The sequence below is a fragment of the Streptomyces sp. NPDC006743 genome (assembly GCF_040703815.1).
Lineage (GTDB): Bacteria > Actinomycetota > Actinomycetes > Streptomycetales > Streptomycetaceae > Streptomyces.
In genome coordinates, this window is sequence record NZ_JBEYJA010000050.1 from 1 (window position 1) to 24,902 (window position 24,902).

Annotated in this window: 26 protein-coding genes; 7 read left to right on the forward strand and 19 right to left on the reverse strand. The window is 72.9% G+C overall.

The window, feature by feature from the left end:
- Positions 1 to 104: 104 nt before the first annotated feature.
- From ABZ719_RS30035 to ABZ719_RS30070, 8 genes are all read right to left on the reverse strand, one after another.
- Entirely contained in the window at positions 105 to 893 is a 789-nt protein-coding gene (locus ABZ719_RS30035; protein WP_366728302.1) for a DUF3159 domain-containing protein, read from the reverse strand.
- 3 nt (positions 894 to 896) lie between these two features.
- Complete coding sequence (locus ABZ719_RS30040; protein WP_078884073.1) at positions 897 to 1,295, reverse strand: OB-fold nucleic acid binding domain-containing protein; 399 nt, start codon at positions 1,293 to 1,295, stop codon at positions 897 to 899.
- 89 nt (positions 1,296 to 1,384) lie between these two features.
- Entirely contained in the window at positions 1,385 to 2,071 is a 687-nt protein-coding gene (locus ABZ719_RS30045) for a response regulator (protein ID WP_366728303.1), read from the reverse strand.
- Positions 2,068 to 4,773, reverse strand: coding sequence for a sensor histidine kinase KdpD (locus ABZ719_RS30050; RefSeq protein WP_366728304.1), 2,706 nt, complete (start codon positions 4,771 to 4,773; stop codon positions 2,068 to 2,070). The genes ABZ719_RS30045 and ABZ719_RS30050 overlap by 4 nt, the downstream gene beginning before the upstream one ends.
- Before the next feature lie 258 nt (positions 4,774 to 5,031).
- Positions 5,032 to 5,724, reverse strand: a complete 693-nt coding sequence (locus tag ABZ719_RS30055) for an ABC transporter ATP-binding protein (RefSeq protein WP_366728305.1) — start codon at positions 5,722 to 5,724, stop codon at positions 5,032 to 5,034.
- A gap of 285 nt (positions 5,725 to 6,009) precedes the next feature.
- Positions 6,010 to 6,777, reverse strand: a complete 768-nt coding sequence (locus ABZ719_RS30060; protein ID WP_366728306.1) for a DUF3710 domain-containing protein — start codon at positions 6,775 to 6,777, stop codon at positions 6,010 to 6,012.
- Between the two features lies 1 nt (position 6,778).
- Complete coding sequence (gene dut / locus ABZ719_RS30065) at positions 6,779 to 7,306, reverse strand: dUTP diphosphatase (protein WP_366728345.1); 528 nt, start codon at positions 7,304 to 7,306, stop codon at positions 6,779 to 6,781.
- A 29-nt stretch (positions 7,307 to 7,335) separates the two neighbouring features.
- On the reverse strand, positions 7,336 to 7,920 hold the full coding sequence (locus ABZ719_RS30070) for a PaaI family thioesterase (RefSeq protein ID WP_366728307.1): 585 nt from the start codon (positions 7,918 to 7,920) through the stop codon (positions 7,336 to 7,338).
- Positions 7,921 to 7,977: 57 nt separating this feature from the next.
- Here ABZ719_RS30070 and ABZ719_RS30075 point away from each other — a divergent pair, with 57 nt between their 5' ends.
- A complete protein-coding gene (locus ABZ719_RS30075; RefSeq protein ID WP_366728308.1) occupies positions 7,978 to 8,457 on the forward strand; it encodes a DUF3093 domain-containing protein in 480 nt (159 codons plus the stop codon).
- Between the two features lie 188 nt (positions 8,458 to 8,645).
- Here ABZ719_RS30075 and ABZ719_RS30080 read toward each other — a convergent pair whose 3' ends face one another.
- From ABZ719_RS30080 to ABZ719_RS30095, 4 genes are all read right to left on the reverse strand, one after another.
- Positions 8,646 to 9,629, reverse strand: coding sequence for a hypothetical protein (locus ABZ719_RS30080; protein WP_366728309.1), 984 nt, complete (start codon positions 9,627 to 9,629; stop codon positions 8,646 to 8,648).
- 13 nt (positions 9,630 to 9,642) lie between these two features.
- Positions 9,643 to 9,939 carry a DUF4193 domain-containing protein gene (locus ABZ719_RS30085; RefSeq protein WP_005481602.1) on the reverse strand — a complete coding sequence of 99 codons (297 nt, stop codon included), beginning with the start codon at positions 9,937 to 9,939 and terminating at the stop codon, positions 9,643 to 9,645.
- Positions 9,940 to 10,334: 395 nt separating this feature from the next.
- Complete coding sequence (locus ABZ719_RS30090; protein WP_366728310.1) at positions 10,335 to 11,567, reverse strand: HAMP domain-containing sensor histidine kinase; 1,233 nt, start codon at positions 11,565 to 11,567, stop codon at positions 10,335 to 10,337.
- A gap of 6 nt (positions 11,568 to 11,573) precedes the next feature.
- Positions 11,574 to 12,227 (reverse strand): response regulator transcription factor, encoded by a 654-nt coding sequence (locus tag ABZ719_RS30095; protein ID WP_028424348.1) that lies wholly within the window; start codon positions 12,225 to 12,227, stop codon positions 11,574 to 11,576.
- Positions 12,228 to 12,666: 439 nt separating this feature from the next.
- Between ABZ719_RS30095 and ABZ719_RS30100 the strand changes: the two genes are divergently transcribed.
- Complete coding sequence (locus ABZ719_RS30100) at positions 12,667 to 12,840, forward strand: hypothetical protein (protein WP_199811615.1); 174 nt, start codon at positions 12,667 to 12,669, stop codon at positions 12,838 to 12,840.
- 162 nt (positions 12,841 to 13,002) lie between these two features.
- On the opposite strand, the gene ABZ719_RS30105 is transcribed toward ABZ719_RS30100, so the two are convergent.
- Both ABZ719_RS30105 and ABZ719_RS30110 read right to left on the reverse strand, forming a co-directional pair.
- Entirely contained in the window at positions 13,003 to 13,824 is an 822-nt protein-coding gene (locus ABZ719_RS30105) for an inositol monophosphatase family protein (protein WP_366728311.1), read from the reverse strand.
- A gap of 8 nt (positions 13,825 to 13,832) precedes the next feature.
- Positions 13,833 to 14,960, reverse strand: coding sequence for a ferrochelatase (locus ABZ719_RS30110; protein WP_366728312.1), 1,128 nt, complete (start codon positions 14,958 to 14,960; stop codon positions 13,833 to 13,835).
- A 242-nt stretch (positions 14,961 to 15,202) separates the two neighbouring features.
- Here ABZ719_RS30110 and ABZ719_RS30115 point away from each other — a divergent pair, with 242 nt between their 5' ends.
- Together ABZ719_RS30115 and ABZ719_RS30120 are read left to right on the forward strand one after the other, a co-directional pair.
- Entirely contained in the window at positions 15,203 to 16,441 is a 1,239-nt protein-coding gene (locus tag ABZ719_RS30115) for an MFS transporter (RefSeq protein ID WP_366728313.1), read from the forward strand.
- Complete coding sequence (locus ABZ719_RS30120) at positions 16,401 to 17,720, forward strand: D-arabinono-1,4-lactone oxidase (protein ID WP_366728314.1); 1,320 nt, start codon at positions 16,401 to 16,403, stop codon at positions 17,718 to 17,720. Before ABZ719_RS30115 ends, ABZ719_RS30120 begins: the two co-directional genes overlap by 41 nt.
- Here the strand turns inward: ABZ719_RS30120 and ABZ719_RS30125 are convergent.
- Complete coding sequence (locus ABZ719_RS30125) at positions 17,644 to 18,552, reverse strand: hypothetical protein (RefSeq protein WP_366728315.1); 909 nt, start codon at positions 18,550 to 18,552, stop codon at positions 17,644 to 17,646. The two genes, ABZ719_RS30120 and ABZ719_RS30125, sit on opposite strands and share 77 nt — an antisense overlap.
- Before the next feature lie 487 nt (positions 18,553 to 19,039).
- Here ABZ719_RS30125 and sepH point away from each other — a divergent pair, with 487 nt between their 5' ends.
- The gene (sepH, locus tag ABZ719_RS30130; RefSeq protein ID WP_366728316.1) at positions 19,040 to 20,083 is read left to right on the forward strand and encodes a septation protein SepH; all 1,044 of its coding nucleotides are present in this window, start codon (positions 19,040 to 19,042) and stop codon (positions 20,081 to 20,083) included.
- A 102-nt stretch (positions 20,084 to 20,185) separates the two neighbouring features.
- Here the strand turns inward: sepH and ABZ719_RS30135 are convergent, their stop codons facing one another.
- A complete protein-coding gene (locus ABZ719_RS30135) occupies positions 20,186 to 21,037 on the reverse strand; it encodes a sulfurtransferase (protein ID WP_366728317.1) in 852 nt (283 codons plus the stop codon).
- Between the two features lie 243 nt (positions 21,038 to 21,280).
- Between ABZ719_RS30135 and ABZ719_RS30140 the strand changes: the two genes are divergently transcribed.
- A complete protein-coding gene (locus ABZ719_RS30140) occupies positions 21,281 to 22,102 on the forward strand; it encodes a VOC family protein (protein WP_366728318.1) in 822 nt (273 codons plus the stop codon).
- A gap of 80 nt (positions 22,103 to 22,182) precedes the next feature.
- On the forward strand, positions 22,183 to 22,359 hold the full coding sequence (locus tag ABZ719_RS30145) for a DUF397 domain-containing protein (RefSeq protein WP_366728319.1): 177 nt from the start codon (positions 22,183 to 22,185) through the stop codon (positions 22,357 to 22,359).
- Between the two features lie 5 nt (positions 22,360 to 22,364).
- Here the strand turns inward: ABZ719_RS30145 and ABZ719_RS30150 are convergent, their stop codons facing one another.
- Genes ABZ719_RS30150 through ABZ719_RS30160 form a run of 3 tightly spaced genes read right to left on the reverse strand, consistent with a single transcriptional unit; the run spans position 22,365 to position 24,870 of the window.
- Positions 22,365 to 23,024 carry a thymidine kinase gene (locus tag ABZ719_RS30150; RefSeq protein WP_366728320.1) on the reverse strand — a complete coding sequence of 220 codons (660 nt, stop codon included), beginning with the start codon at positions 23,022 to 23,024 and terminating at the stop codon, positions 22,365 to 22,367.
- A gap of 56 nt (positions 23,025 to 23,080) precedes the next feature.
- The gene (locus tag ABZ719_RS30155) at positions 23,081 to 24,274 is read right to left on the reverse strand and encodes a nucleotide pyrophosphatase/phosphodiesterase family protein (RefSeq protein WP_366728321.1); all 1,194 of its coding nucleotides are present in this window, start codon (positions 24,272 to 24,274) and stop codon (positions 23,081 to 23,083) included.
- Positions 24,274 to 24,870, reverse strand: a complete 597-nt coding sequence (locus ABZ719_RS30160; protein ID WP_366728346.1) for a DUF5998 family protein — start codon at positions 24,868 to 24,870, stop codon at positions 24,274 to 24,276. The genes ABZ719_RS30155 and ABZ719_RS30160 overlap by 1 nt, the downstream gene beginning before the upstream one ends.
- Positions 24,871 to 24,902: the final 32 nt, after the last annotated feature.

Sequence of the window (24,902 nt, forward strand, 5' to 3'; positions counted from 1 at the left end):
TTGCTTTGTGGATTTTTTTTTTCTTTTATCTAGTTTCCTGCACGGAACTCGGCGGGCCGCCCGTCGACGCCGGCCCCCCCCTCGTCGCCGTAGGGGGGAGCCGGCTACGCCTCGCGGCGGTGGCGGCCTGCCGCCGGGCCCGCCGAGGGGGTGCCGTCGGGGGCGTCGCCGCGCTCGGCCGCCAGGGCGGCCTTCCGCTCCTCCTCGGCCTTCTCCTGCGCCTCCATCTCCGCGAACACGTCGATGGGCGCGGGCGCCTTGGCCAGGAACACCCAGGTGAGGTAGACCGCCAGCAGGAAGGGCGGGATCTTCAGGGCGACCAGGACCCAGCCGAGCTGCGCGGTGTTCGCCCACCAGTACAGGGGGAAGAGGATCGCGCACTTGGCGAGCAGGATCAGGCCCCAGGCCCAGCTCGCCTTGGTGTACGCCTTCTTGCGGCCCGGGTTGCGGGTGCGCCAGGAGAGGTTCTCCTTGAAGACCGGGCCGAGGATGAGGCCGATCAGCGGGACCCCGGCGAGCGCCGTGACGATGTAGGCCAGGCTCAGGCCCAGGGTGTAGAGCATGCCCGGCAGGTAGAAGTCCTTGGCGTTGCCGGTCATCATCGCGAAGACCACGCCGAAGGCGACGCCGAAGACGCCGCTGAAGGCGTGTTTGACGGTGTCCCGCATCACCAGCCGGACCGCGACCAGTACCACGGAGACCGCCAGAGCGGCGATCGCCGACCAGTGCAGGTCCTTGTTGACCGTGAAGATGCTGACGAAGAGCAGGCCGGGGAGCACGGTCTCGACCATGCCCCGGACTCCGCCGAACGCCTCGAAAAGCGCGGCCTCCGTCACCGCCCTGGCCCCGTCGTCGGCGGTCGTCTCTTCGGTCGGCTTGTCGAGTGACGTCACGGGCTACTCCCGTCCGAGGGGTCGCAGTTCGTACTTGGGGTTGAACAGCACCCGGCGGCCCCGGCTCATGGAGATCCGGCCCGATGCGATCAGCTTGCGCCCCGGTTCTATACCCACGATGGAGCGCCTGCCGAGCCACACCACGTCCAGGGCCGCGGAGCCGTCGAACAGCTCCGCCTCCAGGGCCGGGACTCCGGCGCGCGGACGCAGGGTGACCGTGCGCAAGGTACCAGTAACGGTGACGATCTGCCGGTCGTGGCAGTCACCGATCCGGGTGCACCCCGCGGTCTCGGTGTCCTCGCGCAGCTCCTCCGACTCCAGGTCCTCCTGCGACGAGGAGAGCCGGTCGAGCATGCGCCGGAACCGGCCCGTCGGCTTCTCGGGGCGAGGAACAGCACTCATGTCTGAAGGGTACCGGGGTGGGGCGGCAGGACCGTAACCGCGCTCACCCCGGCCTTCCTCTCCCCCGCCGGTCCCGCCCCACGCCGTTCTCACTTCTCGAAGCGGTAGCCCATCCCCGGCTCGGTGACGAAGTGCTCGGGGTGCGACGGGTCGGCCTCCAGCTTGCGGCGCAGCTGTGCCATGTAGACGCGCAGGTAGTTCGTCTCCGTGCCGTACGAGGGTCCCCACACCTCCTGGAGCAGCTGCTTCTGGCTGACCAGGCGGCCGGTGTTGCGCACCAGCACCTCCAGCAGGTGCCACTCGGTCGGGGTCAGCCGTACGTCCTTGCCGCCCCGGTTGACCTTCTTCGCGGCGAGGTCGACGGTGAACTGCGCGGTCTCCACCGTCGTCAGGCCGTCCTCGCCGCCGCCGACGGGCTCGGCGCGGCGGACGGCGGCGCGCAGCCGGGCCAGCAGCTCGTCCATGCCGAAGGGCTTGGTGACGTAGTCGTCGGCGCCCGCGTCCAGGGCCTCGACCTTCTCGTCGGAGGAGTGCCGGGCGGACAGCACCAGGATCGGCACCCGGGTCCAGCCGCGCAGGCCCCTGATGACCTCGACACCGTCCATGTCGGGCAGACCGAGGTCGAGGACGACGACGTCGGGGTGGCGGGAGGCGGCGAGGTCGAGGGCGCTCCGGCCGTCGGATGCGGCGTCCACCTCGTACTTGCGTGCCTTGAGGTTGATCACGAGGGCACGCACGATCTGCGGCTCGTCGTCGACCACCAGCACCCTGGTCATGAAACCTGCCTTTCTGGGGGTACGGGGCTCGGTCTGCGGGGCCCGGCCTGCTGCTCGGCCGCTTCGCCGGACTTCCCGGCCGTCGCGGACCGCTCCTCGGCCGGCGCGGACGTCTCCTCGGCCGGCGCGGACGTCTCCTCGGCCGCTCCGCCCGTCTCTTCGCCCGCTCCGCCCGCCCGCCCGGCCGGTGCGGGCGGTTCCCCGGCCGGTGCGGCCGCGCGGAGGCTGAGCACCATCGTGAGGCCGCCGCCGGGCGTGTCCTCGGCGGCGAGAGTGCCGCCCATGGCCTCCGCGAAGCCGCGCGCCACCGCGAGGCCGAGACCGACGCCCGCGCCGCGCGGAGCGTCGCCGTAGCGCTGGAAGGGTTCGAAGATGCGGTCCTTGGCCTCGTCCGGCACCCCGGGGCCGCGGTCGACGACGCGGACCTCGACGCGGTCGGCGATGGCACTGGCCGACACCAGCACGACCTCCCTGGCCGGGCTGTACTTCACGGCGTTCTCGACGATGTTGGCCATCGCGCGCTCCAGCAGGCCGGCGTCCACGGCGACCATCGGCAGACTCTCGGGCACATCGAGGTGCACGCTCTCCTCGGGCACCCCGCCCAGCGCCATCGGCACGACCTCGTCGAGGTCGATCTCCCGGATCAGCGGGGTGACGGTGCCGGTCTGCAGGCGCGACATGTCCAGCAGGTTGCCGACGAGGTGGTCCAGCCGGTCGGAGCCCTCCTCGATGCCCTCCAGCAGCTCGGCGCGGTCCTCCTCGGACCACTCGACGTCCTCGGAGCGCAGCGAGGAGACGGCGGCCTTGATGCCGGCGAGGGGGGTGCGCAGGTCGTGGCTGACGGCGGCGAGCAGCGCGGTGCGGATGCGGTTGCCCTCGGCCAGGGCACGCGCCCGGTCGGCCTCCTCCTGGAGGCGGCGGCGGTCCAGGACGACGGCGGCCTGGGCGGCGAAGGCGGCCAGCACCCGGCGGTCGGAGGCGGGCAGGACGCGTCCGGTCAGCGCCAGTGCCATGTGGTCGCCGACGGGCATGTCCACGTCCGCGTCCTCCGGGCGCTGCGACGGACGCCCGGTGCCGACCCGGCCGGCGCAGGTCCACGGGTCCACGTCGCTCTGCCGTTCGAGGAGTGCCACCGATTCCATGCCGAAGGTCTCGCGGACGCGCTCCAGCAGGGCCTCCAGGCTGGTCTCGCCGCGCAGGACGCTGCCCGCGAGGAAGGACAGTATCTCCGCCTCGGCGCGCAGCCGGGCGGCCTGGTGGGTGCGGCGGGCCGCCAGGTCGACCACGGAGGCCACGGAGACGGCGACTCCGACGAAGATCGCGATGGCGACGATGTTCTTGGGGTCGGCGATGGTCAGCCGGTGCAGGGGCGGTGTGTAGTAGTAGTTCAGCAGGAACGATCCGACGGCCGCCGACGCGAGCGCCGGCAGGAGTCCGCCCAGCAGGGCCGCCGCCACGGTCAGGGTGAGGAACAGCAGCATGTCGTTGGCCAGGCCGAGGTCGACGCCGTTGAGCAGCACGGCGAGGACCACCGGACCGGCGAGCGCCATCACCCAGCCCCAGGCGATCCGGGCCCGTCCGAGCCGCGCGCCCCGGGCCACGGGCAGTCCGCGCCCCTTGGCGATCTGGCCGTGGGTGACGATGTGCACGTCGAGGTCGGGGCCGGACTCGCGGGCCACCGTGGCGCCGACGCCGGGCCCGAAGACGTACTGCCAGGTCTTGCGGCGCGAGGAGCCCAGCACGATCTGGGTGGCGTTGACGCCGCGCGCGAAGTCGAGCAGGGCGGCCGGTATGTCGTCGCCGACGACGTGGTGGAAGGTGCCGCCCAGGTCCTCCACGAGGGTGCGCTGGACGGTCAGCTCCTTCGGTGAGGCACCGGTGAGCCCGTCGCTGCGGGCGATGTAGACGGCCATGACCTCGCCGCCCGCGCCCTTCTCGGCCAGCCGGGCCGCGCGGCGGATGAGGGTGCGTCCCTCCGGTCCGCCGGTCAGGCCCACCACGATGCGCTCGCGCGAGCCCCAGATCTTCGACACCCGGTGTTCGCTGCGGTACTGCTGCAGGTACTCGTCGACCCGGTCGGCCACCCACAGCAGGGCCAGCTCACGCAGCGCGGTGAGGTTGCCGGGCCGGAAGTAGTTGGACAGGGCGGCGTCGACCTTGTCCGGCTGGTAGATGTTGCCGTGCGCCATGCGGCGGCGCAGTGCCTCCGGCGACATGTCGACCAGTTCGATCTGGCCGGCCCGGCGTACGACCTCGTCGGGCACCGTCTCCCGCTGCCGCACGCCGGTGATCGACTCGACGACGTCACCGAGTGATTCCAGGTGCTGGATGTTGACGGTGGAGACGACGTCGATGCCGGCGGCGAGCAGTTCCTCCACGTCCTGCCAGCGCTTGGCGTTGCGGGAGCCGGGGACGTTGGTGTGGGCGAGTTCGTCGACGAGGGCGACCGCGGGGGCACGGCGCAGCACCGCGTCGACGTCCATCTCGGTGAAGACGGCCCCCCGGTGCGTCAGCTCCCGGCGCGGCACCTGCTCCAGACCGTGCAGCATCACCTCGGTGCGCGGACGGTCGTGGTGCTCGACGAACGCGACGACGCAGTCGGTGCCCCGCTCCACCCGGCGGTGCGCCTCGGACAGCATCGCGTAGGTCTTGCCGACTCCCGGTGCCGCACCGAGATAGATCCGGAGCTTGCCGCGTCCCATGGCCTCATTGTCTTCCCGTCACACCTGTGCACGCAGCGTCGACCTTACGGCCAGGGATCCGGCCAGAACGGGCCGGATGGGGCCCCGGACCGGTCTTTGACGCAACTCTGACGCGGAAGGAGGGGCAGGTCAGGCGGGCGTGTCGGGGGCGGGTCAGGCGGGCGTGGCGCGGGGAGGGAGACCGGGGGCGCGGCCCGCCGGGGGCGGGGAACGTACGGCGGCGTGGGCGGGGAGTGTCCGGGGGCGGGCCGCCGTCCCTCAGTGCTCGACTATTTCGCCGTCCCGCAGTTCCAGCACGCGGTCGGCGAGGTCGAGGAGGGTCAGGTCGTGGGTGGCGACGAGGGCGGTGACCCGCTGGCTGTGGACGACGGCGCGCAGCAGTTCCATCACCGCGAGGCCGGTCTCCGCGTCGAGCTGGCCGGTCGGTTCGTCGGCAATGAGGAGCGCGGGGTCGTTGGCGAGGGCGCGGGCGATGGCGACGCGCTGCTGCTGGCCGCCGGAGAGTTCGCCGGGCCGCTGCCTGGCGTGGTCGGCGAGGCCGACCAGGGAGAGCAGCAGTTCCACGCGCTCCTCCCGCTCACGGGGGTCGGCGCGGCGCATGCGCAGCGGCACCCCGACGTTCTCCGCGGCCGTCAGGATGGGGATCAGGCCGAAGGACTGGAAGACGAAGCCGACGCGGTCCCGGCGCAGGGCGAGCAGGCCCTCCTCGCCCAGCTCCGAGAGGGCGCGGCCGTCGACCTCGACCCGGCCCTCGTCGGGCTCGTCGAGGCCGCCCACGATGTTGAGGAGGGTGGTCTTGCCCGAGCCGGAACGGCCCTTGAGCGCGACGAGTTCACCGCGCGGCACCTCGAAGGAGATCCCGCGCAGGGCGTGCACCGCGCCGGCGCCCTGCCCGTAGGACTTGTGGACGTTCTCGACACGCACCATCGTGTCGGTGGCGACCTGGCTCATGTGCTGCCCTCCCCGTCGTGCTCCCCCGTGGACCGGGCGCCAGTATCACGAGCGGCGGCCCGTTCGATCAATCCTTCAACGGACGGTGGCCGGGATTGGTTTCCGTTCGTTGCACGGGAGGACGGACGGGGCAGGGGCAGGGCGGGTGGGCCGGGTGTGCAGGTGGGACAGGGGACCCGGGGACGCTCAGAAGCGGGGAGAGGGCACGCGGAAAGGGCCGCTCCCTGGCGGGTGCGGCCCTCGGTGTCCTGCGGTGGTCCGGGTCCGGCAGGACCGGTCACGGCCCTAGCGGACCTCGGTGATCTCCGGGCCGCGCTGGAGCTGGCCCATGCCACCGGAGAAGCGGGACTGGCCCTCGTCCTGCTGGGCGCCCTCGGGCACCATCTGCGCGTCGTTGGGCAGCTTCAGCACGATCGGGTCGCGGGGCGCCATCGGGCCCTCGCCGCGGACCACGACCGTGTCGCGGAAGATCTGCTCCAGCAGTCCGGCCGCCTGCGGCTGCACCGCTCCCTGGCCGGAGATGACCCCGCGCAGGAACCAGCGGGGTCCGTCCACACCGACGAATCGGACCACCTGGAAGCCGCCCGTGCCGTCCGGCAGCTGCACCGGCACCTGGGCGCGCAGCTCCCAGCCGAGCGGCCCCTCGACCTCGTCGACGATGCCGCCCTGCTGGGTGATGCCGGTCGCGATCTCCTCGCGGACCTCGCCCCAGATGCCTTCGCGCTTGGGCGCGGCGAAGGCCTGCAGCTGGACCGCGCTGTCCCCCAGGACGACGGTCGCCGCGACGATCGCGTCGCCCGCGACCTCCACCCGCAGCTCCATGCCGTCCACGCCCGGCACGAACAGGCCGCCCAGGTCGACGCGGCCCTCGTTCGGGTCGCCGACCTCGGTGCTGTCCCAGGGCCCGTCGGGCCGGGGTTCGGGCTCGAGACGCACTCGCGCGCGCTCGCCCTCTTCCTCTTCGTCCGCCTCGGTGTCGACGTTGTCGACGACCTGCTCGGCCTCGCCGGCCGCGTCCTCGGCGGCACCCTTCTTCTTGCGACGTCCGAACACGTCACTGTCCTTCCCGGTCGGATACGACCGAAGCGTATCGATTCCCACCCGCCGGTCCGCCCCTAGCGGTCCGGCCGCTTGTGCCGCTCTCACCGTCCACCGCGGCATGGCCACCGGTGGACCCGAAGCCCCCCTCGGCCCGCGCCGAGCCGGGAAGTTCCGCGACCTCCTGGAAGCGGACCCTCTCGACCTGCTGGACGACCAGTTGGGCAATCCGGTCGAAGCGCTCGAACCGCACGGACTCGTGCGGGTCGAGATTCACCACGATCACCTTGATCTCCCCACGGTACCCGGCATCAACCGTCCCCGGGGCATTCACGAGGGCGACACCGCACCGGGCGGCCAGGCCGGACCGGGGGTGCACGAAGGCCGCGTACCCCTCGGGGAGGGCGATGGACACGCCCGTGGGCAGAACGGCGCGTTCACCGGGGGCGAGCGTGCGGGCGACGGTGGTGCGCAGATCCGCGCCCGCGTCGCCCGGGAGCGCGTACCCCGGGAGCGGTACGTCGGGATCGACGCGGCGGATCATCACGTCCAGGGGCGGACGGCCTGCGGAACTCACGGGTTCACCTCGAAGGCGCGGGTCCGCCGGATCTGGTCCGGGTCGCTCATGGCGGCCTGGATCTCCTCGTCGCGGCCGTGCTGCACGAAGTGGTCGACCTTGACCTCGACAAACAGGGCGTCGGCGCGCACGGCGACCGGGCCGTCGGGGCCGCCGACGCGGCCGGTGGCCGTGGAGTAGATCTTCCGTCCGGCCACGGCCGTCACCTCGGCCTCCAGGTGGAGCGTCGTACCGACCGGGACGGGCCGCAGGAAGTCGGTCTCCAGGCGGCCGGTGACCGCGATCGTCCGCAGCAGCCAGTTCAGCGAGCCGAGGGTCTCGTCCAGGGCGGTCGCGAGGACGCCGCCGTGCGCGAGGCCCGGCGCGCCCTGGTGGGCGCTCTGCACGGTGAACTCGGCGGTGATGCGGACGCCCTCCCCGGCCCGCGCCTGCAGGTGCAGTCCGTGCGGCTGGTCGCCGCCGCACCCGAAGCACCCGTCGTAGTGCGCGCCGAGGAGTTCACCGGGCGCGGGGGCGTCGGGGTGCCGTACGGGCCGCTGGGCGTCGGCGGGAGGCTGAAGGGCTGCGGAACTACCACTCACAGGCGCAGACCTTACCCGCGCGTCGGCGTCGTCCGGACACCGTGCCAAGCTGGATTCATGCAGCTTCCCGCCCAGCCGTACGAAGAACGTCTCACCGCGCCCCGTTCCTGGTGGCTGATCAGCTTCCTGATCGGTGTCTCGTGCGCCCTGATCCTGTTCCCCTTCGGCACCCTGCCCATGCTCGGCGGCCTGGTCGGCGGCACGGCGGTCGCGGCGGTCGTGGCCAGCTCCTACGGTTCGGTCCGCATCCGGGTCGTGGGCGGCTCGCTGATCGCGGGCGAGGCGAAGGTGCCGGTCACGGCCCTGGGCGACGCGGAGATCCTGGACGCGGAGGAGGCGCGCGCCTGGCGCACCTACAAGGCGGACACCCGGGCGTTCCTGCTGCTGCGCGCCTACATCCCCACCGCGCTGCGCGTGCTGGTCACCGACCCGGAGGACCCGACGCCCTACCTGTACCTGTCCACGCGCGAGCCCGAGCGGCTGGCCGAGGCCCTGCGGGCGGCCCGGGCGGCGACTTCCCCGGGCACGGCCGCGTAGGGCTCCTGCGGGCCCCGCGGGGGCCCGGCCGGGGGACCCCGGTGCCGGCATCGCCGGGCAGGGTCGCGCGCTCCCCGTGCGGGCTCACCGGAACGAACGGGTGCCCCGTGGGTGCTGCGCCGGGAACGGCCGCCTCGAACCTCCGGGGCGGGAGACGGGGCGCTCCGGGGGCCCGAGAGGGGCCGTCGTCAGCGTTGGGGCCGTCCGGGACCGTCGCCGCCGGGACCGGGCTTCGCGGGGCCGTCGTCCATCGGGAGCGGCGCCTCGGGGGTCCCCAGGGGCGGCAGGGCGGGCAGTTCGTCCCAAGGGACCTGGATCTTGCGCAGGTCGGCGCGGACGCGGGCCGCGAGTCTCCTGGTGTCGCGCCGGTTGATGACGGCGCCGACGGCCGCGCCCACCAGGAAGGGCATGAGGTTCGGCAGGTCCCGGACCATGCGTTTCATGATCTGCTGGCGCAGCCGGCGCTTCATCTGGCCGCCGAGGGCCGCGTCGACGGTCGACGGCTTGGTCACGTCGATCCCGCGCTCCCCCGACCAGGAGGACAGGTACAAGGCGCTGCGCGTTTTGAGGTGGCCCGGGGGCCGCACTCCGTAGACCTCGTGGAGTTCGGCGATCAGTTTGAGTTCGACCGCCGCGACGCCGGTGATCTCCGCGGCCAGTTCGGTGGGCATGGCGGGCGGTACGGGCAGCATGGCCGCCGCGCCGATCCCGGCGCCGATGGTGGACGTCCCGTGGGCGGCGCCCGCGACGAGTTTGTCCGCCAGCTCCTCGGGGCCCAGGCCCGGGAACTGCCGGCGGAGCGTGGCGAGGTCGCGCACCGGGATCCGGGGGGCGATGTCGATGATCCGGTCGGCCAGGTGGGACAGTGCCGCCCTGGCCCGGCTCCCGCTCCTGCGGACGCCGTTCCTGGCGGCCTCGCCGGCCCGGTCGCGGATCACCGCGATGCGGCGACTGGCGAGGGGCGCGGGCCGTGCCGCCGAGGCGGCAGGGTCACCACGCCCTGACACCTGCGCGAGCGAGGCCGATCCCGTGGATGCTGTCGCATCTGTCCGGTCGGACGGACGGGATGGGCCTCGCTCGTGGTCACGCGCGCCGTGAGAGCCGTCGGACGGCTCCGGGTCCGCTTCCCCGCGGGAGAAGCGGCGCTTCCAAGGAGGGGTCGAGCCGGTCACGGCCGACCCTGCCTCAGTCGCAGTCGCGGCAGATCGGCTGACCGTTCTTCTCGCGGGCCAGCTGACTGCGGTGGTGCACCAGGAAGCAGCTCATGCAGGTGAACTCGTCCTGCTGCTTGGGCAGCACCCGGACGGCCAGCTCCTCATTGGAGAGGTCCGCGCCGGGAAGCTCCAGGCCTTCGGCGGCCTCGAACTCGTCGACGTCCACAGCGGAGGTCGACTTGTCGTTCCGCCTGGCCTTCAGCTCTTCAAGGCTGTCCGAGTCGACGTCGTCGTCGGTCTTGCGTGGAGTGTCGTAATCGGTTGCCATGTCGCTCTCCCCCTCTGGGTGTCTGCGGGTGTCTCCAGCGCACGTAACGCGTGAGAGGCCGGACTTGTGCCCGACCCGAGGCGGAGATTTTGCCTCACATCAAGGTCTGTTACTCAATCGACACCCAACCGCACTCCTCAAGAGTGATCGGCTTGGATGGCGATGGGGACCGTACACGGTTCGAATGGTGCACTTCAAAGCGGTCTCACCGTGTACTTCCCGTGATCAGGACCCCTGAAAACCCGGATTTTTCCGACTTTTCGCCGCCCTCCATGATCACGGACCGTAGGCGTCCGGAAATCAGTCCATGTGATCGATCACACAGGAAGAGGTTGGTAAGGGGCCCCGAAAATTCCGCGTAGAGCGAACACCCTCGTGGTGTCGCCGCCATGGTCTCAGACGGGCAGGGTGACCCGCATCACGAGCCCTCCCCCCTCACGGGGCTGGGCCGCGATGTGCCCGCCGTGCGCCCGCGCCACGGAACGCACGATGGACAGCCCGAGACCGACACCCTTGTCGCTGCCGGTGCGCTCGGTGCGCAGCCGCCGGAAGGGCTCGAAGATGTTGTCGACCTCGTACGCCGGGACGACGGGTCCCGTGTTCGTGACGACCAGGACCGCCTGCCCGTGCCCGACGTCCGTCGTCACCTCCACCCAGCCTTCCTCCGGGATGTTGTAACGCACCGCGTTCTGCACCAGGTTCAGGGCGATCCGCTCCAGCAGCACGCCGTTGCCCTGGACGACGGCGGGTTTGCGCTCGCCGCGGATCCGCACGCCCTTGGCCTCGGCCTCCGCGTGCACCTGGTCGATCGCCCGGGAGGCGACCTCGGCCAGGTCCACCGGCTTGCGCTCGACGATCTGGTTGTCGCTGCGGGCGAGCAGCAGCAGGCCCTCCACCAGTTGCTCGCTGCGCTCGTTGGTGGCCAGCAGGGTCTTGCCGAGCTGCTGCAGCTCCACGGGCGCCTGCGGGTCGGACAGGTGCACCTCCAGCAGGGTGCGGTTGATCGCCAGCGGGGTGCGCAGCTCGTGCGAGGCGTTGCCGACGAAGCGCTGCTGGGCGGTGAAGGCCCGCTGCAGCCGCTCCAGCATGTCGTCGAAGGTGTCCGCCAGCTCCTTCAGCTCGTCGTCCGGGCCGTCCAGCTCGATGCGCCGGGACAGGTCGGAGCCGGCCACCGCGCGGGCGGTGCGGGTGATCCGGCCCAGCGGTGCCAGGACCCGGCCCGCCATCGCGTAGCCGAAGGCGAAGGCGATGACGGCCAGGCCGAGCAGGGCGAGCAGCGAGCGGCTGAGCAGGTCGTCCAGAGCGTGCTGGCGCTGCTGGTTCGCACACTCGTTCATGGCGTGGTTCAGCTCGTCCGCCGTCGTCGGGTTCGGGAAGTTGCAGGTCTGACTGGAGACCTGACCCGAGACGATCTTGAACGGCAGTTCACTGCCGACGTTCAAGGCGTTGGCCGCGAGCAGGTAGATGATCGACAGCAGCAGGATGCCGGCGATCAGGAACATGCCGCCGTACAGCAGGGTGAGCCGTATCCGGATGGTCGGGCGCAGCCACGGGAAGGGCGGTTCCGGCCTGCGCGGGTCCCAGGTGGGCTTCGGGGGCGCCTCGGGCGGCGCGGGTGACGCTGCCACGGCCGATCAGATCCGGTAGCCGGAGCCGGGCACAGTGACGATCACCGGGGGCTCGCCGAGCTTGCGGCGCAAGGTCATCACGGTGACGCGCACCACGTTGGTGAACGGGTCGGTGTTCTCGTCCCAGGCCTTCTCCAGGAGCTGCTCGGCCGAGACCACCGCGCCCTCGCTGCGCATGAGGACCTCCAGGACGGCGAACTCCTTGGGTGCCAGCTGGACCTCCCGGCCGTCGCGGAAGACCTCGCGGCGGTTGGGGTCGAGCTTGATGCCGGCGCGCTCCAGGACGGGCGGCAGGGGCACGCTGGTGCGCCGGCCGAGGGCCCGCACGCGTGCCGTCAGCTCGCTGAACGCGAAGGGCTTGGGCAGATAGTCGTCGGCGCCGATCTCCAGACCCTCCACCCGGTCGCTGACGTCGCCGGAGGCGGTGAGCATCAGCACGCGGGTGGGCATGCCCAGCTCGACGATCTTGCGGCAGACGTCGTCGCCGTGCACGAGCGGGAGGTCGCGGTCGAGGACGACCACGTCGTAGTCGTTGACGCCGATGCGTTCCAGAGCGGCCGCACCGTCGTACACGACGTCGACGGCCATGGCCTCCCGGCGCAGTCCGGTGGCCACCGCATCGGCGAGCAGCTGCTCGTCCTCGACGACGAGTACGCGCACGTCGCTTGTCCTTCCTGTGTCCGCCCGCGCGACGCCGCTCGGGCGCACGCGGGCAGGGATCTTCATGGGTGTGTTGCCTCCATCCTGCCCTTTTCGGCCATAAGTCGGCTGTAAGCCGGGGAAGCGGGGGCCGTGAGCGGCGTGTGGGAAGCGGGTGCGCGGGGCAGGCGGCGGACGGGAATGCGGAACTTTCTCGGGCGGTTGAGGTTTCCGGCACAGGGAGCTGGGGGAGGACGGCTTTACACCCCGCGATCACGCTCTGCACGTACCGCACCACCATGCGGTACGTCGCGATCCGCTTCCGCAGAGTGGGCGTGGGTGTCCGGCACCGTCGCCGCCCGGCAGGGCAGCGCTGGGCACCTGATGGAGACGTGATCGCCCCTTCCCGACGGCACACCCCCGTGCCACCGACCCACGACCCAGGACGAGGGGGCGCAGCATGGACGCATTCACCGCAGGACTTCTGCAGCGCATAAAGGCGACCGAGTCCGACCTGACGCGGGCTCGTGACGAGGGCGACGACTTCCTCGTCGAAGTGGAGCTGGCCGAACTCGACGACCTGCGCCGCCTCGCCGCCGAACACGGTGTGGAAGTCGCCGTGTCCGGCGTCTGACCAGCCCGCACGCGTGACGGGACCCCGGCGAATCCAGCGCCGGGGTCCCGTTCGCGTTGTTCTCGCTCGTTCGCCCTCGGGGCGCTCGGGCCGTTGCCGGGAGGCCGCTGAGCACGTTCGTCGTCCGGCAGCGGCTCCGGCGCCCCGCACGGGGCCGGGCCGTCACATCCCGTCGTGCCAGGCGCCGAAGTCCTCCAGGAGGCGCTGGAGGGGCTCGAAGACGCCGGGGGTGGCGGCGATCGTCAGCTCGCGGGAGACGCGCTCCTGGGGGCGGCCACCGGTCAGCGCGCCCGCCTCCCGGGCGATCAGGTCACCGGCCGCGTAGTCCCAGGGGTTCAGACCCCGCTCGTAGAACCCGTCGAGGCGGCCCGCGGCCACGTCGCACAGGTCGATCGCGGCCGAGCCGCCGCGCCGGATGTCGCGGACGAGCGGGATCAGCCGCCCGGCGACCTCGGCCTGGTGTGCGCGGACGTCGGCGACGTAGTTGAAGCCGGTGGAGACCAGGGCCTGGTCCAGCGGGGCGTCCGCGCGGCAGGCCAGCTTGCGCTCACCGGCCCAGGCGCCAGAGGCCCAGGCGCCCCGGCCGCGCACCGCGCGGAAGGTCTCCCCGCGCATGGGGGCGGCCACGACCCCCACCACGGTCTCGCCGTCCTGCTCGGCCGCGATGGAGACGGCCCAGCTGGGCAGGCCGTAGAGGTAGTTCACGGTGCCGTCGAGCGGGTCGACGACCCAGCGGATGCCACTGGTGCCCTCGGTGGCGGCGCCCTCCTCGCCGAGGAAGCCGTCGTCGGGGCGCCGGTCGGCGATCAGGCCGGTGATCAGCTTCTCGGCCGCGATGTCCATCTCGGTGACGACGTCGACCGGGCTCGACTTGGTGGCGGCCACCCCCAGGTCGGCGGGGCGGCCGTCCCGGAGCAGGTCACAGGCGCGGGCGGCGGCCTGGAGGGCGAGCTGGAGCAGTTCCGTGTGCAGGGCGTCGGTCATGGGGGTCCTCACGCGTAGGGGCTGTCGGCGCCCGCGGCGGCGGGACGCGGGGCGCGGGCCGGGCAGCAGCCCACCGGGCAGAGGTCGTGGCTCGCGCCGAGCGCGCCGAGGGCGCAGGGCGTGACCTGCCGCCCGCTCTCGGTGGCGGCACGCTCCAGGACCAGGTCGCGCACGGCGGCGGCGAAACGGGGGTCGGCGCCCACGGTGGCCGAGCGGCGCACCGGCAGGCCCAGTTCCTCGGCCTTGGCCGTGGCCTCCGTGTCGAGGTCGTAGAGGACCTCCATGTGGTCGGAGACGAAGCCGATGGGTGCCATGACGACGGCGGGGACCCCGGCCGCGTGCCGCTCCTCCAGGTGGTCGCAGATGTCGGGCTCCAGCCACGGGATGTGCGGGGCGCCGGAGCGCGACTGGTAGACGAGCTGCCAGGGGTGGTCGACGCCGGTGCGTTCGCGGACCGCGTCGGCGATCAGCCGCGCCACGTCCAGGTGCTCGCGGACGTACGCCCCGCCGTCGCCGTGCTCCCCGGCCGGGCCGGAGGTGTCGGCGGCCGAGGTGGGGATGGAGTGGGTGGTGAAGGCGATGTGGGCGCCGTCACGGACGTCGTCGGCAAGGCCGGCCAGGGACTCGATCACGCCGTCGATCATGGGTTCGACGAAGCCGGGGTGGTTGAAGTAGTGCCGCAGCTTGTCGACCCTCGGCAGCTCCAGGCCCTCGGCCTCCAGGGCCGCCAGGGAGTCGGCGAGGTTCTCCCGGTACTGGCGGCAGCCCGAGTAGGAGGCGTACGCGCTGGTGGCGAGGACGAGGATGCGGCGGCGGCCGTCGCGGACCATGTCCCGCAGGGTGTCCGTCAGGTAGGGCGCCCAGTTGCGGTTGCCCCAGTAGACCGGCAGGTCCAGGCCGTGCTCGGCGAAGTCCTTGCGCAGGGCGTCCAGCAGGGCGCGGTTCTGGGCGTTGATGGGGCTGACCCCGCCGAAGAGGAAGTAGTGCTGCCCGACTTCCTTCAGGCGTTCGGTGGGGATGCCGCGCCCGCGCGTCACGTTCTCCAGGAACGGGACCACGTCGTCCGGCCCCTCCGGGCCGCCGAAGGAGAGCAGGAGCAGGGCGTCGTACGGAGTGGCATCGAGCGCGTCTGACATGTCTCGATCCTGCCACCCGGCACCGACGGCCGGGCCGCCGACCCGCACGACCGCGCACCCCCGGCCCCGCACGACCGGGCACTCCCTGCCCGTGGGACCGGGCACTCCCTGCCCGCAGGACAGGCGCACCCCTGCCCGCGGGGCCGGTGCGCCGCCGGCCGCATATCCGGATGCGGCGGGGGCCGGCCGGGCCGTAAGCTGTATCAGCTTCTTTCACGCCTTACCGGATCCCCGGAGACCCTGTGCCCAGCCCGTACCGCGCCCTGTTCGCCGCGCCCGGCTCCAAGGGCTTCTCCGCCGCGGGTTTCCTCGGCCGGATGCCGCTGTCGATGATGGGCATCGGCGTGGTCACGATGATCTCCCAGCTCACCGGCCGCTACGGGCTCGCGGGCGCGCTGTCGGCCACCATCGCCCTGGCCGCCGCGGCCATCGGACCGCAGATATCCCGCCTGGTCGACCGGCACGGGCAGAGCCGGGTGCTGCGCCCGGCGACCCTCGTCTCGCTGGCGGCGGCGGCCGGGCTGCTGCTGGCCGCGTACTTCCGCTGGCCGGACTGGGTGCTGTTCGTGTGCGCGGCCGGGATCGGCTCGGTGCCGTCGCTGGGGGCGATGGTCCGCGCGCGCTGGGCGGCGCTGTACCGGGGCACCCCGCAGCTGCACACCGCCTACTCGTTCGAGTCGGTGGTGGACGAGGTCTGCTTCATCTTCGGGCCGATCGTCTCCATCGGGCTCTCGACGGCCTGGTTCCCCGAGGCGGGGCCGCTGCTGGCCGCCTGTTTCCTGGCGGTGGGCGTCTTCTGGCTCACCGCCCAGCGGGGCACCGAGCCCGAGCCGCACCCGCGCGAGCAGCACGGCGGCGGCTCGGCGCTGCGGGCCCGCGGGCTCCAGGTGCTGGTGGCCACCTTCGTGGCGACCGGGTCGATCTTCGGGGCGGTGGACGTGGTCACCGTGGCCTTCGCCGACGAGCGGGGGCACAAGGGCGCCGCCAGTGTCGTGCTCGCGCTGTACGCGGCGGGTTCGTGCACGGCGGGCGTGCTGTTCGGCCTGCTGCGGCCGTCGGGAGCGCCCGCCCGCCGCTGGCTCCTGGGCGTCTGCACGATGGCCGTGAGTATGATCCCCCTCCTACTGGTCGGGAACCTGCCGTTTCTGGCCGTGGCGCTGTTCGTTGCGGGCCTGTCGGTCGCTCCCACGATGATCACGACGATGGCCCTCGTCGAAGAGCACGTACCGCGCGCGCACCTGACCGAGGGCATGACCTGGGTGAGTACCGGGCTGGCGGTGGGAGTGGCGCTGGGTTCGTCGGTGGCCGGCTGGGTGATCGACGCGGCCGGCGCGCGCTCCGGGTACGGGGTTCCGGCGGTGTCCGGGGCCGTCGCGGTCGCGGTCGGTTTCCTCGGGTACCGCCGGCTCAGCAGGCCGGCTCCGGGTCGGGGAGGCTCCGTTGGGCAGCACGGCGAGCGCGAAGAACGGCATATGGCGTAACTGGGGCGGGAACGTCCGCTCCCGTCCCGCCCGGGAGGTGACGCCCGCGTCCGTGGACGAACTGGCCGCGGCCGTGCGGCGGGCCGCCGAGGACGGTCTGCCGGTGAAGGCGGTGGGCACCGGCCACTCCTTCACGTCCATCGCCGCCACCGATGGGGTCCTGGTCCGCCCCGGGCTGCTGACCGGCATCCGCGGCATCGACCGCGAGGCCATGACCGTCACGGTGGAGGCGGGCACCCCGCTCAAGCGGCTGAACGTGGCCCTCGCGCGTGAGGGGCTGTCCCTCACGAACATGGGCGACATCATGGAGCAGACGGTGTCCGGGGCGACCAGCACCGGCACCCACGGCACCGGCCGCGAGTCCGCCTCCCTCTCCGCCCAGATCAAGGGCCTGGAACTGGTCACGGCCGACGGTTCGGTGCTCACCTGCTCCGAGAAGGAGAACCCGGAGGTCTTCGCGGCCGCCCGGATCGGCCTGGGCGCGCTCGGCATCGTCACGGCGATCACCTTCGCCGTCGAGCCGGTCTTCCTGCTCACCGCCCGGGAGGAACCGATGCCCCTGGACCGGGTACTGGCGGAGTTCGACCAGCTCTGGGCGGAGAACGAGCACTTCGAGTTCTACTGGTTCCCGCACACCGGCAGCACCAACACCAAGCGCAACAACCGCAGCGCGGGCCCCGAGGCGCCGGTGGCGCCGCTGGCCGGCTGGATCGAGGACGAGTTCCTCTCCAACGGCGTCTTCCAGGCGGCCAACTGGGTCGGCCGCGCGGTGCCCGCCACCGTCCCCGCCATCGCCCGCCTCTCCAGCCGGGCGCTGTCGGCCCGGACGTACACCGACATCCCGTACAAGGTCTTCACCTCGCCGCGGCGGGTGCGGTTCGTGGAGATGGAGTACGCCGTTCCGCGGGCGGCGCTGACGGACACCCTGCGCGAGCTGAAGGCGATGGTGGACCGCTCCGGGCTGCGCGTGAGCTTCCCGGTGGAGGTGCGCACCGCGCCCGCCGACGACATCGCCCTGTCCACGGCGTCGGGGCGCGACAGCGCCTACGTCGCGGTCCACATGTTCCGCGGCACGCCCTACCAGCGCTACTTCACCGCGGCCGAGCGGATCTTCACCGCGCACGAGGGCCGGCCGCACTGGGGGAAGATCCACACCAGGAACGCGGAGTACTTCGCCCGGGTGTATCCGCGTTTCGGTGAGTTCACCGCGCTGCGGGACCGGCTGGATCCGGAACGCCGTTTCCGGAACGACTACTTGCGGAGGGTGCTGGGGCAGTAGCCGAGGCGCCGGGCGCGGGGGCCGTTCCGCCGGTGCCCGGCGTGCCGTCCGAGCCCGAGTCCGGGCCCGAGCCTGAGCCCGTTCCCGAGTCGGTGCCCGGTCCCGCGGGGGTCCTGTCCCCGGAACCGGTGCCCGTGCCGTCCGTGCTCCCCGTGCCCGAGTGCGTGCCGCCGTCCGGGGTCGGCGTCGAGGTCCCGGCCGTGCCCTGTCCGGGACCGCCGGAGACACCCGCACCCGGCGACGCCCCGTCATCCGTTCCGGTGGTTCCCCCCGGCGAGCCGGACGGCGCCGGGGTCTCGCCGCCGGACGGCGCCGCCTTCCCCCGGTGGCCCGTCACGGCGTCGCCGACCGTGGTGCCGCCGCGGCCGCTGAAGCTGCTGCCCGACACCAGTTCGTACGCGGTGATCCCGGCCATGGTGACGCCGAACACCAGGGCCGCCGCGATCAGCGGCCGCTTCCAGCTCTTGACGCGGGCCCGGTAGACCGTGCCCTCGGAGAACTCGCCGGGGACCGGTGCGCCACCCCCGGGAGCCGGTGCCGCGCTGACGCCGGGAGTCCCGGCGACCGGCCGGACGGAGACGGTCGCGGTGCGGATCTGCTCGCCGGTGCGCCGGAAGAAGTGCTGGAAGACCGAACCGCCGCAGGTGGCGACCACACTGACGACGCCTGCCCCCAGGATCGTGCCGTAGACACCGAAGTACGAGGCGAGTTTCGCGGCCACCACGGCGGCCACCGCGCTGCCCGCGACCTGGGCCACGCTCAGGTCGATCCGCCGCCTCCTCACCTCCTGCCCCGTACTCGGCTCGTCACCGCTCTCGGGCCTTTCACGCATACCCGGACCTTGCCTGCCTCTCCCGTACATGACCGATCTTCGGGATCTGATCGGCCGACTGCACGAGAAAGGGACGTACGGACGAAACCGTTAGTTCCGTTTCTGGTGATTACGTGAAGTACGCCACGTTCATGATCGATAAAACGGGTCAGGGGCGGCCAAGTCCCTCCCCTTGCCAGAAGTTGGGCGGCGCGCCGATCCACGCACGTGGTCCGAATGGAGTACTGTTGCGAGCCCTGGGTCCGGCCTCCCGCCGGGGTGTCCGAGACCTGCTGGACCGCCGGGAGGGGGCTGGTTGCACAGGGTGACGCAGTTGGTCACTGAGCGTTGTGAACAGGTAACCGTGCCATAACGGCGTTCCAGGGCCCGCGCCCGACACGCCGGGCAACTCGGCAAGGTTGTGGCAGGCTGCACCCGGGCAGGCCACACTCGACTAGCGGAAGCAGCGACGCACGTGACGTCGGCAGGCACCACCCGGGAGGTCCCCATGCCCGAACTGCGTGTCGTGGCCGTCTCCAATGACGGCACACGGCTGGTGCTGAAGGCTGCGGACAGCACGGAGTACACGCTTCCCATCGACGAACGGCTCCGCGCCGCCGTGCGCGGCGACCGTCCCCGCCTCGGCCAGATCGAGATCGAGGTGGAGAGCCATCTCCGCCCCCGTGACATCCAGGCGCGGATAAGAGCAGGTGCGACCGCGGAAGAGGTCGCCCAGCTGGCCGGCATCCCCGTGGACCGGGTGCGCCGCTTCGAGGGCCCCGTGCTGGCCGAGCGCGCCTTCATGGCCGAGCGGGCCCGCAAGACCCCCGTTCGCCGCCCCGGCGAGAACTCCGGCCCGCTGCTCGGCGAGGCCGTCCAGGAGCGGCTGCTGCTGCGCGGCGCCGAGAAGGACACCGTGCAGTGGGACTCCTGGCGCCGCGACGACGGCACCTGGGAGGTCCTGCTGGTCTACCTGGTCGCGGGCGAACCGCACTCGGCGAGCTGGACGTACGACCCGCCGCGGCGGCTCGTGCAGGCCGTCGACGCGGAGGCGCGCGCGCTGATCGGCGAGTCGGACGACCTCGGCGCACCGGAGCCCAGCTTCCCGTTCGTGCCCCGCATCGCCCGGCTGCCCCGCGACCGTCCCCTGGACCGGGACCGTCCCCTGGACCGCGACCGCCCCGCGCTGCCGGCGCAGTCGCTCGAACCGGCCGCGGAGAGCACGGGCGAGCGCGACTCCCTGACCAGCCTGCTGGAGGCGGTGCCGAGCTTCCGCGGCGACCTGGTGGTGCCCGAGCGCACCCCGGAGCCCGTGGACGAGCCCGACGAGGAGGCGGCGGTGGAGGAACCGCCCGCCCCCGCGGCGTCCGCCGGCGCCGGGTCCGCCTACGCGGACGTGCTCATGCCCCGCTCGGTCGGCAGCCACCGCGACCGCCTCGTCGGCGCGACCGACCGCCAGGCCGAGGCGGACGGTGTCCGGCCCGGCCGCCGGGCCGCCGTCCCGAGCTGGGACGAGATCGTCTTCGGCACCCGCCGCAAGAAGCAGGAGTAGCAGGCGCCCGCGTACGAAAGCCAGGATCCCGGCATGCGGGGTTCACGGCGCTCAGGGCCGCGCGACCGGCGCGGCCCTTCCCGGCGTGCGCCCCGCCCGCGCCTACTGCGGGTCGGCTCCCACCGCCACCGGCCGGGACGGGTCCGAGGACCACTCCGACCACGAACCCACGTACAGGGCCGCCGGGATGCCCGCCACGGCCAGGGCCAGCACCTCGTGCGCGGCGGAGACGCCCGACCCGCAGTACACGCCCACGTGCGTGCCCTCGGCCGCGCCCAGCGCCCGGAACCGCTCCCGCAGCTCGGCCGCGGGCAGGAAACGCCCGTCGGGGCCGACGTTCTCGGTGGTGGGGGCGGACACCGCGCCCGGGATGTGGCCGCCGACCCGGTCGACGGGCTCCACCTCCCCGCGGTAGCGCTCCCCCGCGCGCGCGTCGAACAGGACACCCGAGCGGGCCAACTCCCCGGCGGCGTCGGCGTCCAGCAGTTCCAGGGCGCCGGGCGCCGGCGTGAAGTCGCCCTCGGCCGGTTCGGGGACCGCCGTCTCCAGCGGGCCGCCCCAGGCCGCCAGGCCGCCGTCCAGGACCCGTACGTCCGGGTGCCCGGTCCAGCGCAGCAGCCACCAGGCGCGGGCCGCCGCCCAGCCCTGCCCGCCGTCGTACACGACGACCGGCCGGCCGGCGCTGACCCCGGCGCGGCGCATCGCCGCACCGAACTCCGCGGTGGCGGGCAGCGGGTGGCGGCCGTGCGCGCCCGGCGCCGAGGCCAGTTCACGGTCCAGATCCACGAAGACGGCGCCGGGGACATGCCCGGCCGCGTGGGCGGCGCGCCCGTCGAAGGGCGGCTCCCCGGCGGCCCGGGCGAGACTGAGCTGCCAGCGGACGTCGAGCAGGACCGGCGGGTTCGGACCCGCGAGGGCCACCGCCAGCTCGGGTGCGGAGATGATGGCGTTCATGGTCACCATCCTCGCGCACGGGGTGGCCGTCGCGTCCCGGTCCCGCTACTCTGCTCGGCCGGACAGGTCCGATCACCAGGCGTACGGGATCGGCCACATGCTGTGCGCTCGATCGACATCCGTCGGCAAGCGCGCCGAAACGGTCAGGACACCGCACAGGGGGCATCCTCCGGTCGGCGACCGGGGTCCGGGGAAGAGCGGAAGCGACGCGGCCACCGCGAGGGGCCGGAGAAGAGAGTGACGATGACTCAGGCACCGGAGCCGGCCGGACGGGACGTCCGGACACCCGCCCGGCACACGCCCGGCGCACCCTGCTGGGTGAGCCTGATGGTCCACGACATGACGGCGACGCAGGCCTTCTACGGGGAGCTGTTCGGCTGGGAGTTCGAACCGGGGCCGCCCCAGCTCGGTCCCTATGTGCGCGCCCTGCAGGACGGGCGGCAGGTGGCGGGCATCGGCCTGCTCCCGCCGGACCGGCACCTGCCCGTCGCCTGGACCCCGTACCTCGCCTCCGACGACGTCGATCTGACGGCCGAAACGGTACGGCTGTGCGGCGGCACGGTCGGGGTCGGGCCGCTCGACGCGGGCGAGGTCGGCCGGCTCGCGCTGGGCTGCGACCCCTCGGGGGCGGTCTTCGGCGTCTGGCAGATGCCGCCCGAGCGCGGCCCCGACGCCGGCGGGGTGCCCGGCACGCCCGTCTGGAACGAACTGCGGACCTACGAGACGGCGAACGTCGCCAAGTTCTACGGGACGCTGTTCGGGTACGAGGAGCGGCGGGCGGAGGCCGGCGACGGGACCGCAGAGGACGCCGTCGACCACGTGACCCTGTGCCTCGACGGCCGCCCGGTCGCCGGGATCCTGGGCATCGGCCCTGCCCTGCGGCACGACGGGGGTTCGCACTGGACGACGTACTTCGAGGCGGACGACGTGGACACGGCGCTGGAGCGCGTGACTGCGCTCGGCGGGCGCGTCCTCGCCGCGCCCGCGGAGACGGCCCACGGGCGGGCGGCCGCGGTCGCGGATGCCGAGGGCGCCCGGTTCGCGCTGGTGCACAGCGGACACTGACCGCGGCGCCCGCGCCGTCAGTCCCGTGAGGGGATCGTGCACTCCGCCCAGACGGTCTTGCCCGGACCGTCCGGGCGCGGGTGCCAGTCCCAGCGTCCAAGAGCAGCTACAGCGACACCGAGGGCGGCCAGTGCGTCGAAGTCGCGGCCGGCTCGGCCGCTGTCCACGTCCGCGGCTCCAAAGCTGCCGCCGGGCCCGTGCTCACCGTCTCGCGGGAGGCCTGGGCCGGGTTCGTCGGGGCGGCGCCGCGCGGCTGACGCGGTCAGCGGCGGGCGCCGGGTTCCACCGGGAGGACGTCCGGTGACAGCGCCCCCGCCCGGGCAGAGGCCGCCGTCATGCGGCGGCGGTGGTGGCGGCGGCACAGGACCTCGTAGCCGACCTCGTCCTCGGACTGGTTGACGTCGCCGACGACCACCTGGGCGCCCTCGACGACCATGACGCCGCCCACCGTGCGGGCGTTGTGCGTGGCGCGGGCGCCGCACCAGCACAGGGCCTCGACCTGGAGCACCTCGACGCGGTCGGCCAGTTCGACCAGGCGCTGGGAGCCGGGGAACAGCTTGGAGCGGAAGTCGGTCGTGATGCCGAAGGCGTAGACGTCGATCTCCAGGTCGTCGACGACGCGGGCGAGCTGGTCGATCTGGTCCGGGGCGAGGAACTGCGCCTCGTCGGCGATCACGTAGTCGGCCCGGCCGCCCCGGGAGAGGTGGTCGACGAGGTAGGCGTACAGGTCGACGCCGTCCTCGACCTCCACCGCGTCCGTGACCAGGCCGAGCCGCGAGGACAGTTTGCCCTCGCCCGCCCGGTCGTCACGGGTGAAGATCATGCCGGCGAGGCCGCGCGCCGAGCGGTTGTGCTCGATCTGGAGAGCCAGTGTCGACTTCCCGCAGTCCATGGTTCCGGAGAAGAACACCAGCTCGGGCATGAGGGGGCGGGCACCTTTCGGCGAGGTCGGTGAGGGAAGGGGTGCGGGCGGAGGCTTCAGGAGCGTACTTCGAGGAGCGGGACCAACTGCTCGGCAGGGGTCATGGAGCCGTGGTTGCCGGCCATCGAGGACTCCTTGGGTTCCCGCTCGGAGGCGATGAGCAGGACGTCGTCCCGGGCCGCCGCGACGACGTCGCCGATCCGCGCGTACACCCGCTCGTCGATGCGCGGGCCGAACCAGCCGGCCTCGATCGCCTCGTCGCGCGAGGCCACCCAGAACTGCTCGCCGAGCACCTCGCGCCAGCAGGTCAGCACGTCGTCCGCGGCGCCGGGCACCGCGTAGACGTGGCGGGCGCGGCCCTCGCCGCCGAGCAGGGCGACACCGGCCCGCAGCTCCCAGTCCTCGTCGAAGTCGAGGCGGTGCTCCTCGTCGAACGGGATGTCGACCATGCCGTGGTCGGCGGTGACGTAGAGGGCGCTGCGCGGGGGAAGCCGCTCGGCCAGGCGCTGGACCAGCCGGTCGACGCACATCAGCTGGCCGCGCCAGGCGTCGGAGTCCACGCCGTAGCGGTGGCCGGCGCCGTCGAGTTCGGAGTAGTACGTGTAGACGAGGGCGCGGTCGGCGGCGGCGAGCTGCCCGGCCGCCGCGTCCATGCGGTCCTCGCCGGTCAGCCGTCCCAGGAAGGTGCCGCCGCTGAGCGCGACCTTGGTCAGCGGGGTGTTCTGGAAGGTCGGGGAGGAGACCTGTGCGGCGTGCACCCCCGCGCGGTGGGCCAGCTCGAAGACCGTGGGGTACGGCTGCCAGGCGCGCGGATCGGTGTACGGCTGCCAGCGCAGCTGGTTCATCAGGCCGCCGGTGGCCGGGTCGCGCACGGTGTAGCCGGGCAGGCCGTGCGCGCCCGGGGGCAGGCCGGTGCCGACGGAGGCGAGGGAGGTCGCGGTGGTGGCGGGGTAGCCGGCGGTGAGCGGGCGGCCGGTGCCGCCGCGCGAGCTGCCCAGCAGGGAGGTCAGGAAGGGCGCCTCGTCGGGGTGCGCCCTCAGCTGCTCCCAGCCGAGTCCGTCGATCAGGAAGACGCAGGCGCGGTCGGTGGGGGTCAGCTCGCCGATCGCGGCCGCCGTCTCCGGTACGCCCATACCTGCGGCCAGCGTGGGCAGCAGGTCGGCGAGCGAGCCCGAGCCGTACTCGGGGACGGGCGCGGAGGCGACGGCCAGGGGCTCGGGGTGGTCCCAGGCGGTGGGCTGTGCCGACATCAGCGGGTGACGTCCGCGGTGGCCTCGGAGATGGCCTGGGCGAAGTCGAGGGCCTGGCGCACGGTCTCCGGGCCGTCCCCGGCCTCGCTGACGCGCAGGCTGAGGTCGTCGGCGGTCGAGCTCCCGGTGTAGCCGTGGTCGGCCTCGCAGTTCGGGTCGCCGCAGGCGGCGGGCTCCAGGTCGATGCGGGAGACGGCGCCCCAGCCGATGGTGAGGACCACCTCGCGCGGCGGGGTGCCCGGCTTGTACTGCTCCGGGTTGGCGACGACCCGGCTGATCACGACCGACGAGATCCGGCCGAGCTTGACCGACTCGGTGGACGTGGTGGCGTAGGGCGTCGGGGAGGTGCTGTCGGCGGCCTGCTCGTCGGTGTGGCTGACGATGAAGCGGTTGCCGGTGAGGACGAGCACCGTGACGTGCCGCCGTACCTCGTTCTGGTCGAAGGTGGTCTCCTGGTGGACCAGGTACGACCGGATGGGCTCGCCGCCCACGGCGGCCTCCACCGCCTCGGCCACGAGAGCCGGGTAGTAGCCGCTGCGTTCGATCGCCGCCCGCAGCCCCTGGGTCGTCGTACTGGTCTTGGCCATGCCGTCCATCCTACGGGGAGGCACTGACTGCGAGGCACCGT

What these genes read in the sequence shown, in the direction of transcription:
- ABZ719_RS30040 (WP_078884073.1), bottom strand. Translation starts at nt 1,295, where the DNA reads ATGAGTGCTGTTCCTCGCCCCGAGAAGCCGACGGGCCGGTTCCGGCGC.
- ABZ719_RS30045 (WP_366728303.1), bottom strand. Translation starts at nt 2,071, where the DNA reads ATGACCAGGGTGCTGGTGGTCGACGACGAGCCGCAGATCGTGCGTGCC.
- ABZ719_RS30050 (WP_366728304.1), bottom strand. Translation starts at nt 4,773, where the DNA reads ATGGGACGCGGCAAGCTCCGGATCTATCTCGGTGCGGCACCGGGAGTC.
- ABZ719_RS30055 (WP_366728305.1), bottom strand. Translation starts at nt 5,724, where the DNA reads ATGAGCCAGGTCGCCACCGACACGATGGTGCGTGTCGAGAACGTCCAC.
- dut (WP_366728345.1), bottom strand. Translation starts at nt 7,306, where the DNA reads ATGATCCGCCGCGTCGATCCCGACGTACCGCTCCCGGGGTACGCGCTC.
- ABZ719_RS30075 (WP_366728308.1), top strand. Translation starts at nt 7,978, where the DNA reads ATGCAGCTTCCCGCCCAGCCGTACGAAGAACGTCTCACCGCGCCCCGT.
- ABZ719_RS30085 (WP_005481602.1), bottom strand. Translation starts at nt 9,939, where the DNA reads ATGGCAACCGATTACGACACTCCACGCAAGACCGACGACGACGTCGAC.
- ABZ719_RS30100 (WP_199811615.1), top strand. Translation starts at nt 12,667, where the DNA reads ATGGACGCATTCACCGCAGGACTTCTGCAGCGCATAAAGGCGACCGAG.
- ABZ719_RS30105 (WP_366728311.1), bottom strand. Translation starts at nt 13,824, where the DNA reads ATGACCGACGCCCTGCACACGGAACTGCTCCAGCTCGCCCTCCAGGCC.
- ABZ719_RS30110 (WP_366728312.1), bottom strand. Translation starts at nt 14,960, where the DNA reads ATGTCAGACGCGCTCGATGCCACTCCGTACGACGCCCTGCTCCTGCTC.
- ABZ719_RS30125 (WP_366728315.1), bottom strand. Translation starts at nt 18,552, where the DNA reads ATGCGTGAAAGGCCCGAGAGCGGTGACGAGCCGAGTACGGGGCAGGAG.
- sepH (WP_366728316.1), top strand. Translation starts at nt 19,040, where the DNA reads ATGCCCGAACTGCGTGTCGTGGCCGTCTCCAATGACGGCACACGGCTG.
- ABZ719_RS30135 (WP_366728317.1), bottom strand. Translation starts at nt 21,037, where the DNA reads ATGAACGCCATCATCTCCGCACCCGAGCTGGCGGTGGCCCTCGCGGGT.
- ABZ719_RS30140 (WP_366728318.1), top strand. Translation starts at nt 21,281, where the DNA reads ATGACTCAGGCACCGGAGCCGGCCGGACGGGACGTCCGGACACCCGCC.
- ABZ719_RS30150 (WP_366728320.1), bottom strand. Translation starts at nt 23,024, where the DNA reads ATGCCCGAGCTGGTGTTCTTCTCCGGAACCATGGACTGCGGGAAGTCG.
- ABZ719_RS30155 (WP_366728321.1), bottom strand. Translation starts at nt 24,274, where the DNA reads ATGTCGGCACAGCCCACCGCCTGGGACCACCCCGAGCCCCTGGCCGTC.
- ABZ719_RS30160 (WP_366728346.1), bottom strand. Translation starts at nt 24,870, where the DNA reads ATGGACGGCATGGCCAAGACCAGTACGACGACCCAGGGGCTGCGGGCG.